Here is a 13265-nt window from a genome sequence, read left to right as displayed (position 1 = left end):
CTCCCACACGACCCCCGAGCAGATACGGGATGACGGACATGACCGCCCCTACCCCGGCACCCGGTGACGAACGGCCCCGCGAGGGCTACTACCCGGACCCGTCCATCCCCGGCTACGTCCGTTACTGGAACGGCGCCGCGTGGGTGCCGGGCACCAGCCGCCCGGCTCCGTCCGGTGGCGAACCGCTCGCCCCGCCGCCCGGTTCCCACCCCGCGACCCCCGTGGTGGAGGAGACCGGCCCGCACTTCTTCGACGAGGACCCGCAGCAGGCTGGATCCGGCTGGGCGGCCGAGGGGAGTGCCTGGGGCACCGACCCCCGGGCGGCGGCGGGTTCGCCGCCCCAGCCGGACGGCCGGTCGGCCCACACGGACGGCTCGGCGACGATCCCGCCGGCGGACCAGGGGGACGTCGACTCCGGCGGCACGTTCATCTTCCGCAGGCCGACGCTGGGCCCCGCGGGCACCCCGCCGGCCGCCCGGCCTCCCATGGACGACGGCACGATGACCTTCCGCCCGATCCGCGCCGAGAACCCCCCGAACACGGGGGCGGCGACGGCCGGTACGGGTTCCGGCGGGGCCGGATCCGGTGGTCAGGGTTCCGGTGCGGCGGCTTCGGGCGGGTTCGGTGCACCGGGGTCCGGTGGTCCGGGCGCGGCCGGGGCCTCCGGGTCCGGTGGCTACGGCGCTCAGGGCCCCGCCGGCGCGCCCGGTGCGCCCGGTGCGGGCGGGTTCGGTGCGCAGGGCCCGGTCGGCGCTCCCGGTGGCGCCCGCCCCGGCTTCGGCGCCGGAAAGGCCGCCGCGGAACGCGCCGCCGCGGCCCCGGCGCCCGCCGCTCCCCAGGTCGTCGCTCCCGCCGTACCCGGGCAGTCCGCCGGGTCGCAGGCCGCCGCCCCCATGGCCGCGGGGCCCGGCGGGGGGCAGTCGTCCTGGGCGCAGCAGGTGCATCAGCTCGCGGGTGATCAGCAGGCCGCGCCCTGGAAGCCGCCGGTGGAGGACGTCTTCCAGGCGGCCGCCCGGCGGCAGGCGTCGGCCCGCCCCGCCGGACTCGGCAAGCGGTTCGCCGCGCGGCTCGTCGACAGCCTGGTCGTCGGCATGGTGACCGCCGCGGCCGCCGTACCGTTCGGCACCCAGGCGGCCGACCACGTGCGGGACAAGATCGACGCGGCCAAGCTCTCCGGCCGTACCGAGACCGTCTGGCTGCTCGACGGCACGACCGGCCTCTACCTCGGCATCGTGCTCGCCGTCCTGCTCGTCGTCGGCGTCCTCTACGAGGTGCTGCCCACCGCCAAGTGGGGCCGCACGCTCGGCAAGAAGCTGTTCGGCCTGGAGGTACGGGACATCGAGGGCCACGAGCCCCCGGCGTTCGGCGCCGCGCTGCGCCGCTGGCTGGTGTACACGGTGCCCGGTCTGCTCGGCATCGGGATCGTCGGCGTCGCCTGGTGCCTGTTCGACCGGCCCTGGCACCAGTGCTGGCACGACAAGGCGGCGCACACCTTCGTCGCCGGCTGACGGGGCGTCGTACCCCGTACGGCCCCGCGCCGGATGCGGACCGGGTGGCTTCGCGGTCCACTCGGGCCATGAGCACCGAACCGCCCCCGGGCTCCGGACAGCCGCCGGAGGACGACCCGTTCAAGAAGCAGCCGCCGTCCGGTGAGCCGGGCGCGGGCCAGGGGCCGGGCTCGCCGTACGACACCCCGTACGGCGGCGCGCAGCCCCCGCCGCCCTCCTACGGCGGTGGTCCCTACGGAGCGGGCGGTGGCGGTCCCTACAACGGCGGCGGCGGTCCCTTCGGCGCAGGCGGCGGCCATCCCGCCGATCCGCTCGCCGGGATGCCGCCGCTCGCCGACAGCGGCAGACGCACCCTCGCCCGGATCGTCGACATGGTCCTGGTGCTCATCGTGGTCTGGCTGCTCACCTGGGCCTTCGGGGTGCGCGAGTACCAGGTGAACGGCGACAAGATGGAGGTCGGCAAGTCCTTCGCGCAGTCGCTGGTCGCCGCCGTCCTGTTCGTCGGGTACGACACCCTGATGACCGTCAGGGGCGGGCAGACCCTCGGCAAGAAGTGGCTCGGCATGCGGGTCGCCGACCTGGCCGACGGCGCCACGCCCTCCGCCCAGACCTCGCTGGTGCGGGCCCTGGTGCTGTGGCTGCCGTTCGCCTTCTGCTGCGCCTGTGTGTGGACGGTCATCTGCGGCGGCTGGAGCTTCTTCGACAAGCCGTACAAACAGGGACTGCACGACAAGGCCGCGAAGACGGTCGTGGTCAGTACGAGGAACTGACACCGGGAGGGGCGGGGGGCGCACAAGCAGTCGGCGGGTCCGTCAGTCTCACGGATCCGCCGACTTCACTTGCTTCTCGGGTGTACGTGCGTCAGGGCGCGGTGGGCTCCCGGACGGACTCGACCGTGGCGGCGGCCACGGTCTCCCGGTGCAGGGGCACCCGCACCTGGGGCGCCGCGATCGGGGCGGGCTCGGACCGGGCGACCGTGCGCGGCCGGGGGAGTGGCACCGTCATGGCGACCAGCAGTCCCAGACCGAGCGCCGCGAGCGCGATGACCGCGATCCCGATGCCCGAACTCGTCTGTGACAGCAGCAGCATGGCGAGCGTCGAGCAGATCACGGTGCACGAACCGTAGACGAGCTGTGCCGGGGTCGGACGAGGCATGGCAATCGTGTCCTCGGAAGATGTGGGGGTGAGACGGGGAGCCGGCCTTGCTTTCCACCGGCTTCCGGACGTTCCACCGTTCGACTCTATTCGCGTGCATGCCCGAGAGGAACGGCCGGTAAGCGTGACCTAACCCACGGTACCGGTGCACAGGGGGCGCACGGTCGCATGGCATACGGCAACCGGAGGCATATGCGCGCCGGTCGACCGAGGCCCGTCAGGGGTCAACCCCTACCACGGTGTCCGTAAAGCGAACTTCCTCTCCGCATAGTGCAGTTGAACTGTCCAAGTCAAGGTCTGTCTTTTCTCGTAAACCAGTAGTCAAATGACGTCACTTGAATCGACGCGTTGAACGTGCGCGCACGGATACCTCCATGAATCCGGACCCCCCTTCCGTGCGCGCGGGCGCGGGGGAGGACCTCAAGTGACCAGCAGATCTTGGACGTTGAGAGCGCTCGCCATCGGGGTGACACTCGCGACGGCATCCGCGGGCTTCACCACCTTCGCGGTCGCCCAGGCGGCGACGAAGCCGGCGAGCTCCACCGTCGACCGGAAGGATCCGTCGACGAAGCAGGACGAGCACAACCTCGACGGCCCCCTGAGCAAGACCCAGGAAGCTCAGCGGCAGGAGGCGCTCGACCAGGTCATAGCCGGCAAGGCCCAGGTCAAGGACCGGGACGGCTCGAAGGTCGTTCAGCTCAAGGGCAAGAAGGGCGACAGCAAGTACGTCGAGCTCGGTCGGGAGAAGACCGACAAGATCTTCACGATCCTGGTGGAGTTCGGCGACCAGAGCGACCCCCGCTACGGCGGCACGGTCGGCCCGCTGCACAACCAGATAGCCGAGCCGGACCGCACCAAGGACAACTCCACGGCCTGGCAGGCGGACTACAACCAGGCCCACTTCCAGGACCTCTACTTCGGCACCGGCAAGAAGACCGAGTCGCTGAAGAAGTACTACGAGAAGCAGTCCTCGGGCCGCTACTCGGTCGACGGCGAGGTCACCGACTGGGTCAAGGTCCCCTACAACGAGGCCCGTTACGGCAACAACGCCTGCGGCTCCACCACCTGCTCCACCGTCTGGAACCTGGTCCGCGACGGACTGACGTCCTGGGTCGCCGGCCAGAAGGCGGCCGGCGAGTCCGACGCCGCCATCAAGGCCGACCTCGCCCAGTACGACCAGTGGGACCGCTACGACTACGACGGCGACGGCAACTTCAACGAGCCCGACGGCTACGTCGACCACTTCCAGATCGTGCACGCCGGCGAGGACGAGTCCGCGGGCGGCGGCGCCCAGGGCACCGACGCCATCTGGGCGCACCGCTGGTACGCCTTCGGCACCGACGCCGGCGCCACCGGTCCCGCGGGCAACAAGCTCGGCGGCACCCAGGTCGGCGACACCGGCATCTGGGTCGGCGACTACACCATGCAGCCGGAGAACGGCGGACTCGGCGTCTACGCCCACGAGTACGGCCACGACCTGGGCCTGCCCGACGAGTACGACACCAACGGCGGCGAGAACTCCACCGGCTTCTGGACCCTGATGTCCTCCGGCTCCTGGCTGGGCACCGGCAAGGAGGCCATCGGCGACCTGCCCGGCGACATGAACGCCTGGGACAAGCTGCAGCTCGGCTGGCTCAACTACGACGTGGCCAAGGCCGGCACGAAGTCCTCGCACAAGCTGGGCGTCGCCGAGTACAACACCAAGAACAAGCAGGCCCTGGTGGTCTCGCTGCCCGACAAGGCGGTCACCACCACCGTCGTCGCCCCGGCCCAGGGTGTGACCCAGTGGTGGAGCGGCAGCGGCGACAACCTCAAGAACACGCTGACCCGTGAGGTCGACCTGACCGGCAAGTCGTCGGCGGCACTGAGCCTGGACGGCTGGTACGACATCGAGTCGGGCTACGACTACCTCTACGCCGAGGTGTCCACCGACGGCGGTGCCAACTGGACCGCCCTGGACGGCACGGCGGGCGGCCAGGCCATCCCGCGCGACGGCAGCGACAAGCCGGCGCTCACCGGTTCGGTCGACGCGTACACCAAGCTGTCGTACCCGCTGGACGCCTACGCGGGCCAGAAGATCCAGCTGCGCTTCCGCTACCAGACCGACGGCGGGGTCGCCCTGAAGGGCTTCGCGGCCGACGAGATCACGGTGACCGCGGACGGCTCGGCCCTCTTCTCCGACAACGCGGAGTCGGCGGACCCGGCTTGGACCGCGTCCGGCTTCTCCCGCATCGGCGCGTCCTTCACCAAGGACTACGCGCAGTACTACATCGCGGAGAACCGCCAGTACGTGTCGTACGACAAGACCCTCAAGACCGGTCCGTACAACTTCGGCTTCTCGACGACCCGTCCGGACTGGGTGGAGCACTACCCGTACCAGAACGGCCTGTTGATCTGGAAGTGGGACACCTCCGAGGCGGACAACAACACCGGTGACCACCCGGGCACCGGCCTGATCCTGCCGATCGACTCGCACCCGACGGCGCTGAAGTGGTCCAACGGCACGCTGATGCGCAACCGCGTGCAGGCCTACGACTCGCCGTTCAGCCTCTACGCGAGCGACGGGATCACGCTCCACAACGCGGACGTGGCGACCAAGCTCAGGCAGTCGTCCGGGGTGTCGGTCTTCAACGACCACAAGAGCACCTACTACGACGCCTCGAACCCGGCCGGCGGTGTCAAGATCACTGACACCAACACGAAGATCAACATTGTCACGGAGGCCCGAGACGGCTCGACGATCTCCCTCCAGGTCGGCCCTGCGGTGAAGTAGCTCGCATCTTCGCAGGTCAGAGACGTATCGGCGGCGACCCCCTGGCGGGTCGCCGCCGATCGTGTTTAGGTGCGTCCTGTGGCTTTCTTATTGACACCGACTCGTACGGGGGTATGACCGCATGGCCGCAGGAGGGTTCTGCAAGCTGCCGAACGGCAGCGTGGTGGTGGCACTGAACCTGCCCAGCCCCGCCCCTGCCGGGGGCACCGCCGGGGTGCGGGTACTGGTCCTCGCCCAGAACCGCGCCCGTGCCCTGACCAGGCTCCGCAACCTGGGCATGCGAGCGGTCTACCTGCGGGGCAACGCCGCCCCGCCGACCCCGGACGAGATCACGGCCGTCCTCCATCACCCCGACGGCCTCATATGGCGAACGGCCCCTGACAACGGTGTCACGGTGACGGAGCTGTGGCATCCGATCAGGTCGTTGCTGCGAAGATCGGCGGTCGCCTAGCCCGCACCGGCCCGCAGGTGCGCACCGGCCGGTTCGGCACCGCCGGAATCCGTCGTCGCGGCGGAGCGCCGCCGCGGCGGAGAGGGAGGCGACCGGGGGCTTCACACCACCGGCTTGCCCGTCAGCTCCACGCCCGCCTCGCGCATCTCCTCCAGGGCCCGTTCCGTCGTCTCCTCGGCCACGCCTGCCGTGAGGCCCAGGAGGACCTGGGTGCGGAAGCCCTCCTTCGCGGCGTCCAGCGCGGTGGCCCGCACGCAGTGGTCCGTGGCGATCCCGACGACGTCCACCTCGGTGATCTCCCGGGCGTGGAGCCAGTCGGCCAGCGGGACCCCGTTCTCGTCCGTGCCCTCGAAGCCGCTGTAGGCGGCGGAGTACGCCCCCTTGCTGAACACCGCGTCCACCGCGCCGGAGGCGACCGCCGGGGCGAAGTTCGGATGGAAGCCGACGCCTTCCGTGCCGGCCACGCAGTGCGCCGGCCAGCTGTGCACATAGTCGGGGTTGTCCGCGAAGTGGCCGCCCGGCGCGATGTGGTGGTCACGGGTCGCCACCACGTGTCGGTAGCCGGCGGGCGCCTGCCCGATCAGCTCCGTGACCGCGGCGGCCACGTCGGCGCCGCCCGCCACCGCGAGGCTGCCCCCCTCACAGAAGTCGTTCTGCACATCAACGACGATCAAGGCGCGGCGCATGGTCGGTGTCCTTCGCAGTCGGTATCGGGTCTGTCGAGGGGGGAGACGCGGAAAGAATGGGTGCGGGCCCGGCCTGAACCTCCGAGCGTAGAGACTTACGGGGGCGTAGGGGAGGGGGCTTTGCGGGGCGCGTACGCGGGCACCCGCTCTAGCTACCCGAGCGCCCCTGGACGTACTCCGTCGGAAGGACCGCTTCTCCGCGGGAGAGCTGGGTCGCGGACAGGGGCAGATTGGCCCTGGCCGCCGCGTGGCGGGCGCGGGACGCGTCGAGCGGTTCGCGGGCGACCACCTGGCCGGACTTCACCAGTTCGACCAGCAGCTGCTGGTCCACGAGGTCGGCCGGCACCTCCCCGGTGCCGATGACCTCCGCCTCCGCCACCCCTTCGGCGTCCAGCCGCCGCGCCGCCCACTTGCGGCCGCCGACGGACGTCTTGCCGCCGGTCGATTTCTTGGCGACCGGCAGCAGCGGGGCCTTCGGGTCGGCGGACCCGGCGCGGGCGACCAGCTTGTAGACCATGGAGCAGGTGGGGTGCCCGGAGCCGGTCACCAGCTGGGTGCCGACGCCGTACGCGTCCACGGGCGCCGCGGCCAGCGAGGCGATGGCGTACTCGTCGAGGTCGGAGGTGACGATGATCCTGGTGTCGTTCGCGCCCAGCTCGTCCAGCTGCTGCCGGACCCGGTGGGCGACCAGCAGCAGGTCGCCGGAGTCGATACGGACGGCGCCCAGCTCGGGGCCGGCCACCTCGACGGCCGTACGGACCGCCTCGGCGACGTCGTAGGTGTCGACCAGCAGGGTGGTTCCCCGGCCGAGCGAGTCGACCTGGGCCTGGAAGGCGTCGCGCTCGTGGTCGTGGAGCAGGGTGAAGGCGTGCGCGGAGGTGCCCACCGTCGGGATGCCGTAGCGGAAGCCGGCCGCCAGGTCGGAGGTGGTGGCGAAACCGCCGACGTAGGCGGCGCGGGAGGCGGCCACGGCGGCCAGTTCGTGGGTGCGGCGGGCGCCCATCTCGATCAGCGGGCGGTCGCCCGCCGCCGAGGACATCCGGGAGGCGGCGGCCGCGATCGCCGAGTCGTGGTTGAGGATGGAGAGGATCACGGTCTCCAGGAGCACGCACTCGGCGAAGGAGCCCTCCACCCGCATGATCGGCGAGCCCGGGAAGTAGACCTCGCCCTCGGGGTAGCCCCAGATGTCACCGCTGAAGCGGTAGCCGGCGAGCCAGCGCAGGGTGGGCTCGTCGACGATCTTCCGCTCGGCCAGGAAGCCGAGGACGTCCGGGTCGAACCGGAAGTTCTCCACGGCGTCCAGGACGCGTCCGGTGCCCGCCACGACGCCGTACCGGCGCCCCTCGGGGAGCCGCCGGGTGAAGACCTCGAAGACGCTGCGCCGCTCGGCCGTACCGGCCTTGAGCGCGGCCTGCAGCATTGTCAGTTCGTACTGGTCCGTGAAGAGCGCCGTCGACGGAACATCCACCGGCAGCCCAAGGTCCGCTGTGTTCATGGCGAGGATGGTACCCCCATCTCGTCAGTGTGACGATTTGTGGGACGCGTGGCAGCATGGGCCATGTGACGTCACCCGCTCCCGTAGAGATCGAACGCACCGAGTCGGCGGAGGAGGTCTTCGCCGTACCCGAGCCCGACGTCCCCTGGGTGACGATCGTGCACAACGACCCCGTCAACCTCATGAGCTATGTGACGTACGTCTTCCAGACGTACTTCGGCTATCCCAAGGACAAGGCCACCAAGCTCATGCTGGACGTCCACCACAAGGGCCGGGCGGTCGTCTCCAGCGGCAGCCGCGAGGAGATGGAGCGCGACGTGCAGGCGATGCACGGCTACGGCCTGTGGGCCACCCTCCAGCAGGACCGGAAATGACCCCCGCCGGCCGGACCGGGAGTGATCCCCCGCCCGCAGGACCGGGAGTGATCCCCCGCCGGCCGGACCGGACGTAGCCAGACCCCTCGACCAGCACCGGAAGCAGCGAACCCCCTCCATGCCAGGAATCTTCGAACCGCTCCCCGGCGGCGGCGCGGCCGTCGCGCTCGACGACGTCGAGATCTCGATCATCCGGACGCTGGCCGTCCAGCTGCTGGAGCTCATCGGCCCCGGCCCCGCCGAGGACGCCCCCGACGACCCGCTCGCCGAACTCTTCGCCGAGGGTCCGAGCGAGGCGCCCTCCGACCCGGTGCTGCGCCGGCTCTTCCCGGACGCCTACGGCGACCCGGAGCGGCTGCCCGACACCTCGCAGGAGGCCGAGGAGCAGCAGGCCCACTCGGCCGAGTTCCGCCGCTACACCGAGAACGACCTCAGGGCCGGCAAGCGGGAGAGCGCCCTCGCGGTGATCCGCTCCCTGGACGCGCTGGCCCCGGTGGGGGAGGGCGGCGCGGTCCTGAAGCTGGCGCCCGAGGAGTCCCGGCAGTGGCTCGGCGCCCTCAACGACCTGCGCCTGGCCATCGGCTCCCGCCTGGACATCACCGACGAGGACGACACCGACCTGCTCTACCGGCTCCCCGACGAGGACCCGCGCAAGCCGATGGTGATGGCCTATCTGTGGCTCGGCGGCCTCCAGGAGACCCTGGTGACCACCCTTATGCCGTAATCCGTCCCGATTTTGCGTTCGCTCAGAGAACGCTCAAATCCGGATAACGATCCAGTCACCGTTGCGGCCTGGTATGACATTTTCTGCCGCGTTTTGTCCGCTTCTTCCTGTGGTGCGCGCCACAATCCCTCTCGGCGGAACCCGGTGATCAGTATTGCGGCCGTGATAAATCTTCACGACCGCCCGGCGACACCACCCACGTGTCCGTCCGGGTGCGCCACCGAATCGGCAACAGCCGGTCAGGCACCACTCCAGCAATCCGGGGGGATCGAAACCCGATCCGCGGCCGACCAGAGGCCCGGGTCGGCATGGAGAAAGGCGCACACCACACATGACCTCCGCTCAGGTCGACACGTCGGAGCAGTCCTCCGAAGCCTCGGAAGAGGGGTACGAGCGCGGGCTCGGCAGCCGCCAGGTCCAGATGATCGCCATCGGCGGCGCCATCGGCGTCGGCCTCTTCCTGGGCGCCGGGGCGAACATCGCCAAGGCCGGACCCAGTCTCATCCTGATGTACGCCCTCGCGGGCGGCATCATCTTCTTCATCATGCGGGCGCTCGGCGAGCTGCTCCTGTACCGCCCGGTCTCCGGCTCCTTCGCCGAGTACTCCCGGGAGTTCCTCGGCCCGTTCTTCGGCTACTTCACCGGCTGGACGTACTGGCTGATGTGGGTCGTCACCGGCATGGCCGAACTGACGGCCGCCGCGATCTACGTCAACTACTGGTTCCCGTCCGTCCCCCAGTGGGTGACCGCGCTGGTCTTCCTGGTGATCCTCTTCGGGGTCAACCTGATCTCCGTGAAGGTCTTCGGAGAGCTGGAGTTCTGGTTCTCCATGGTCAAGGTCACCGCCCTGATCGGCATGATCGTGATCGGCCTCGGCGTCCTCACCTTCGGCTTCAGTGCCGCCGGTGACACCGCGTCGGTCGCGAACCTCTACCAGTTCGACGGCTTCTTCCCCAAGGGCGTCGGCTCCTCCCTGATGACCCTCCAGGGCGTCATGTTCGCCTACCTCGCGGTCGAGCTGGTCGGCGTCACCGCCGGCGAGTCCGAGAACCCGGAGAAGACCCTCCCCAAGGCGATCAACACGCTCCCCTGGCGCATCGCGCTGTTCTACGTCGGCGCGCTCACCATCATCCTGTGCGTCGTCAAGTGGACCGAGTTCGCCCCGGGCGTCTCCCCGTTCGTCGCGGCCTTCGCGAAGATCGGCATCCCGGCCGGCGCCGGCATCGTCAACTTCGTCGTCCTGACCGCCGCGCTGTCCTCCTGCAACTCCGGCATGTACTCCACCGGCCGGATGCTGCGGAACCTGGCCGACAGCGGCGAGGCCCCGGCCGTGTTCCGGAAGCTGTCCGCGTCCAAGACCCCGGCGCTCGGCATCACCGTCTCGGTGCTCTTCATGGGCATCGGCGTGGTCCTCAACTACATCGTCCCGGAGAAGGCGTTCGGGTACGTCACCTCGGTGGCCACCGCGGCCGGCATCTGGACCTGGCTGATGATCCTGATCAGCCACGTCCTCTACCGCCGCGCGGTCGACGCCGGCCGGCTGCCCGCCTCCTCCTTCCCGGCGCCGGGCGGGGCGGTGTGCAGCTGGATCGCCATCGTCTTCCTGCTCTTCGTGACCGGTCTGATCGCGTACGACGGCGACTCCCGGGTCTGCCTGTACGTGATGGCCGGCTGGGCCGCCGCGCTCGGCGTCGGCTGGCTGGTCCTCAAGTCCCGCAACCCGGAGATCGCCGAGCGGCGCGAGCAGGCGCCGCTGGAGAAGGTGAGCTGACCCCCCCTCGCCACCCCCCAGGACGTCCCGTCGCAGGGAGCACTCGTGGCGCCCCCTGCGGCGGCCGCTCAGGACGTCCGGCATATGGGCCGCCCCGTACCAGCCTTCGGTACGGGGTGGCCCTCTGCTTATCCTGGCCGACATGCTGACCATCACCCAGGCCCTCGTCGACCAGATCGTCGCCCACGCGCGCAAGGACCACCCCGACGAGGCGTGCGGGGTCGTCGCGGGAGCGGCCGGCTCGGACCGGCCCGAGCGGTTCATCCCGATGCTGAACGCGGCGATGTCCCCGACGTTCTACGAGTTCGACTCCGGCGACCTCCTCCGGCTCTACCGCGAGATGGACGACCGCGACGAGGAGCCGGTGGTCGTCTACCACTCCCACACGGCGACGGAGGCGTACCCGTCCCGGACGGACATCAGCTACGCGAACGAGCCGGGCGCCCACTACGTCCTGGTCTCGACGGCGGACACCGACGGCCTGGGCGACTTCCAGTTCCGGTCCTTCCGCATCGTGGCGGGCGAGGTCACGGAGGAGGAGGTCAACGTCGTCGAGGGGTACTGACCCGGTTCTCTTCTGCGCCGCGCACCCGGACTTCTCCGCCGGGACGGCGCTCAGCCGTGACGGCGGATTTCGGCGGCGCCGGACCGAGCGGCGGTCACCTGCGGGCCGGTGGGGGCTGAGCGCGCAGTTCCCCGCGCCCCTTGGTTGGTCATCTCACCCTTCGGTCGAATCATGTCCGTCATTCGGGATCACACTCCGGAACACGGGCCGGGAATCGATACGATGACCCCATGGTTTCCCACGACGTGAGCGAGAAGGCGGCGGGCGGCATGCTCGTGGCGCGGCTGCACGTCGACCTGTGCAGGCTGAACAGCGCCATCTGTTGACGTTCCCTGCCGCCGTACGGCCGTGAGCCGCGGCGTGCCGCTGCGCGCCCACCCACCCAGACTTTCCGACAGGAGCCCTGAGCCATGGCCATCGAGGTCCGCATCCCGACCATCCTCCGCCAGTACACCGACGGTCAGAAGGCGGTGGACGGCAGCGGTGGCACCCTCGCCGAACTGCTCACCGACCTCGAGAGCCGGCACCCGGGCATCCACGCCCGCATCGTGGACGACGGCAAGCTGCGCCGCTTCGTCAACGTGTACCTGAACGACGAGGACGTCCGTTTCGTCGACGGCATCGAGACCAAGCTGACCGACGGCGACACCGTGACGATCCTGCCGGCGGTCGCCGGCGGTATGGCCTGAGATCGGCATGCGCTACGACTCCCCGCTGGCCGCGGTCGGCAACACCCCCCTGGTGCGCCTGCCGCGGCTCTCGCCGTCCGCCGACGTCCGGATCTGGGCCAAGCTGGAGGACCGCAACCCGACCGGCTCGGTCAAGGACCGCCCCGCCCTGCACATGATCGAGCAGGCGGAGAAGGACGGCCGGCTCACCCCGGGCTGCACCATCCTGGAGCCGACCTCGGGCAACACCGGCATCTCGCTGGCGATGGCGGCGAAGCTCAAGGGCTACCGCATGGTGTGCGTGATGCCGGAGAACACCTCGCAGGAGCGCCGGGACCTGCTGGGCATGTGGGGCGCGGAGATCATCTCCAGTCCGGCGGCCGGCGGTTCCAACACCGCCGTGCGGGTGGCCAAGGAGATCGCCGCCGAGCACCCGGACTGGGTGATGCTCTACCAGTACGGCAACCCGGACAACGCGGGGGCGCACTACGCGACGACCGGCCCGGAGATCCTCGCCGACCTCCCCTCCGTCACGCACTTCGTCGCCGGGCTCGGCACCACCGGCACCCTCATGGGCGTCGGCCGGTACCTGCGCGAGCAGAAGCCGGACGTGCGGATCGTCGCCGCCGAACCCCGGTACGACGACCTCGTGTACGGGCTCAGGAACCTCGACGAGGGCTTCGTACCCGAGTTGTACGACGCCTCCGTGCTCACCACCCGCTACTCGGTGGGCTCGGCGGACGCCGTCACCCGGACCCGGGAACTCCTCCAGCAGGAGGGCATCTTCGCGGGCGTCTCCACCGGCGCCGCGCTGCACGCCGCGATCGGCGTCGGGAAGAAGGCCGTACAGGCCGGCGAGAGCGCGGACATCGTGTTCGTCGTCGCCGACGGCGGCTGGAAGTACCTGTCGACCGGGGTCTACACGGCCGCCACCACCGAGGAAGCCATCGAGACCCTCCAGGGTCAGCTCTGGGCATAGTGCTCATCATGTACGCGCCAACCCCCTCCTATGAGGGGGCTAAGCGCTGCCTATGGCGTAGCAAAGATCTTCGCCCGGGGGAACCGGTCTCCGGCGAACCCCGCTAGGTTCCTCAC

The 13265-nt window shown here is 70.2% G+C and carries 14 protein-coding genes; 11 read left to right on the top strand and 3 right to left on the bottom strand.

What is annotated here, in order from left to right; all coding sequences use genetic code 11:
* The first annotated feature begins 38 nt into the window (after positions 1–38).
* Both ABZ642_RS29340 and ABZ642_RS29335 read left to right on the top strand, forming a co-directional pair.
* On the top strand, positions 39–1508 hold the full coding sequence (locus ABZ642_RS29340; protein WP_360489447.1) for an RDD family protein: 1470 nt from the start codon (positions 39–41) through the stop codon (positions 1506–1508).
* A 68-nt stretch (positions 1509–1576) separates the two neighbouring features.
* A complete protein-coding gene (locus ABZ642_RS29335; RefSeq protein WP_360489446.1) occupies positions 1577–2278 on the top strand; it encodes an RDD family protein in 702 nt (233 codons plus the stop codon).
* 91 nt (positions 2279–2369) lie between these two features.
* Here the strand turns inward: ABZ642_RS29335 and ABZ642_RS29330 are convergent, their stop codons facing one another.
* Positions 2370–2663: a hypothetical protein gene (locus ABZ642_RS29330; protein WP_360489445.1), complete on the bottom strand. Its 294-nt coding sequence runs from the start codon at positions 2661–2663 to the stop codon at positions 2370–2372.
* Positions 2664–3087: 424 nt separating this feature from the next.
* Between ABZ642_RS29330 and ABZ642_RS29325 the strand changes: the two genes are divergently transcribed.
* Together ABZ642_RS29325 and ABZ642_RS29320 are read left to right on the top strand one after the other, a co-directional pair.
* Positions 3088–5436 carry an immune inhibitor A domain-containing protein gene (locus ABZ642_RS29325; protein WP_360489444.1) on the top strand — a complete coding sequence of 783 codons (2349 nt, stop codon included), beginning with the start codon at positions 3088–3090 and terminating at the stop codon, positions 5434–5436.
* Positions 5437–5557: 121 nt separating this feature from the next.
* Positions 5558–5887, top strand: a complete 330-nt coding sequence (locus ABZ642_RS29320; protein ID WP_360489443.1) for a hypothetical protein — start codon at positions 5558–5560, stop codon at positions 5885–5887.
* Positions 5888–5988: 101 nt separating this feature from the next.
* Here the strand turns inward: ABZ642_RS29320 and ABZ642_RS29315 are convergent, their stop codons facing one another.
* Both ABZ642_RS29315 and ABZ642_RS29310 read right to left on the bottom strand, forming a co-directional pair.
* Positions 5989–6573: an isochorismatase family protein gene (locus ABZ642_RS29315; RefSeq protein WP_360489442.1), complete on the bottom strand. Its 585-nt coding sequence runs from the start codon at positions 6571–6573 to the stop codon at positions 5989–5991.
* Between the two features lie 148 nt (positions 6574–6721).
* Positions 6722–8068: a nicotinate phosphoribosyltransferase gene (locus ABZ642_RS29310; protein ID WP_360489441.1), complete on the bottom strand. Its 1347-nt coding sequence runs from the start codon at positions 8066–8068 to the stop codon at positions 6722–6724.
* A 56-nt stretch (positions 8069–8124) separates the two neighbouring features.
* Here ABZ642_RS29310 and clpS point away from each other — a divergent pair, with 56 nt between their 5' ends.
* The 7 genes from clpS to ABZ642_RS29275 all read left to right on the top strand — a co-directional run bounded on the left by clpS (position 8125) and on the right by ABZ642_RS29275 (position 13149).
* A complete protein-coding gene (clpS, locus tag ABZ642_RS29305) occupies positions 8125–8442 on the top strand; it encodes an ATP-dependent Clp protease adapter ClpS (RefSeq protein WP_351701234.1) in 318 nt (105 codons plus the stop codon).
* Between the two features lie 118 nt (positions 8443–8560).
* A complete protein-coding gene (locus ABZ642_RS29300) occupies positions 8561–9166 on the top strand; it encodes a DUF2017 domain-containing protein (RefSeq protein WP_360489440.1) in 606 nt (201 codons plus the stop codon).
* Between the two features lie 331 nt (positions 9167–9497).
* On the top strand, positions 9498–10937 hold the full coding sequence (locus tag ABZ642_RS29295) for an amino acid permease (RefSeq protein WP_360489439.1): 1440 nt from the start codon (positions 9498–9500) through the stop codon (positions 10935–10937).
* A 142-nt stretch (positions 10938–11079) separates the two neighbouring features.
* Positions 11080–11502, top strand: coding sequence for a M67 family metallopeptidase (locus ABZ642_RS29290; RefSeq protein WP_360489438.1), 423 nt, complete (start codon positions 11080–11082; stop codon positions 11500–11502).
* Between the two features lie 230 nt (positions 11503–11732).
* Positions 11733–11828, top strand: coding sequence for a putative leader peptide (locus ABZ642_RS29285; RefSeq protein ID WP_360489437.1), 96 nt, complete (start codon positions 11733–11735; stop codon positions 11826–11828).
* Between the two features lie 84 nt (positions 11829–11912).
* A complete protein-coding gene (locus ABZ642_RS29280; protein ID WP_360489436.1) occupies positions 11913–12191 on the top strand; it encodes a MoaD/ThiS family protein in 279 nt (92 codons plus the stop codon).
* Positions 12192–12198: 7 nt separating this feature from the next.
* Positions 12199–13149 (top strand): cysteine synthase, encoded by a 951-nt coding sequence (locus ABZ642_RS29275; protein ID WP_351322961.1) that lies wholly within the window; start codon positions 12199–12201, stop codon positions 13147–13149.
* The last annotated feature ends 116 nt before the right edge of the window (positions 13150–13265 follow it).

Origin of the sequence: Streptomyces sp. NPDC007157 (genome assembly GCF_040634235.1) — a bacterium.
In the GTDB taxonomy this organism is placed as follows: domain Bacteria; phylum Actinomycetota; class Actinomycetes; order Streptomycetales; family Streptomycetaceae; genus Streptomyces.
Note: the sequence above shows the minus strand (reverse complement) of the source record. Positions and strands in the feature narration are given on the sequence as shown.

What these genes read in the sequence shown, in the direction of transcription:
- ABZ642_RS29340 (WP_360489447.1), top strand. Translation starts at nt 39, where the DNA reads ATGACCGCCCCTACCCCGGCACCCGGTGACGAACGGCCCCGCGAGGGC.
- ABZ642_RS29335 (WP_360489446.1), top strand. Translation starts at nt 1,577, where the DNA reads ATGAGCACCGAACCGCCCCCGGGCTCCGGACAGCCGCCGGAGGACGAC.
- ABZ642_RS29330 (WP_360489445.1), bottom strand. Translation starts at nt 2,663, where the DNA reads ATGCCTCGTCCGACCCCGGCACAGCTCGTCTACGGTTCGTGCACCGTG.
- ABZ642_RS29320 (WP_360489443.1), top strand. Translation starts at nt 5,558, where the DNA reads ATGGCCGCAGGAGGGTTCTGCAAGCTGCCGAACGGCAGCGTGGTGGTG.
- ABZ642_RS29315 (WP_360489442.1), bottom strand. Translation starts at nt 6,573, where the DNA reads ATGCGCCGCGCCTTGATCGTCGTTGATGTGCAGAACGACTTCTGTGAG.
- ABZ642_RS29310 (WP_360489441.1), bottom strand. Translation starts at nt 8,068, where the DNA reads ATGAACACAGCGGACCTTGGGCTGCCGGTGGATGTTCCGTCGACGGCG.
- clpS (WP_351701234.1), top strand. Translation starts at nt 8,125, where the DNA reads ATGGGCCATGTGACGTCACCCGCTCCCGTAGAGATCGAACGCACCGAG.
- ABZ642_RS29300 (WP_360489440.1), top strand. Translation starts at nt 8,561, where the DNA reads ATGCCAGGAATCTTCGAACCGCTCCCCGGCGGCGGCGCGGCCGTCGCG.
- ABZ642_RS29295 (WP_360489439.1), top strand. Translation starts at nt 9,498, where the DNA reads ATGACCTCCGCTCAGGTCGACACGTCGGAGCAGTCCTCCGAAGCCTCG.
- ABZ642_RS29290 (WP_360489438.1), top strand. Translation starts at nt 11,080, where the DNA reads ATGCTGACCATCACCCAGGCCCTCGTCGACCAGATCGTCGCCCACGCG.
- ABZ642_RS29285 (WP_360489437.1), top strand. Translation starts at nt 11,733, where the DNA reads ATGGTTTCCCACGACGTGAGCGAGAAGGCGGCGGGCGGCATGCTCGTG.
- ABZ642_RS29280 (WP_360489436.1), top strand. Translation starts at nt 11,913, where the DNA reads ATGGCCATCGAGGTCCGCATCCCGACCATCCTCCGCCAGTACACCGAC.
- ABZ642_RS29275 (WP_351322961.1), top strand. Translation starts at nt 12,199, where the DNA reads ATGCGCTACGACTCCCCGCTGGCCGCGGTCGGCAACACCCCCCTGGTG.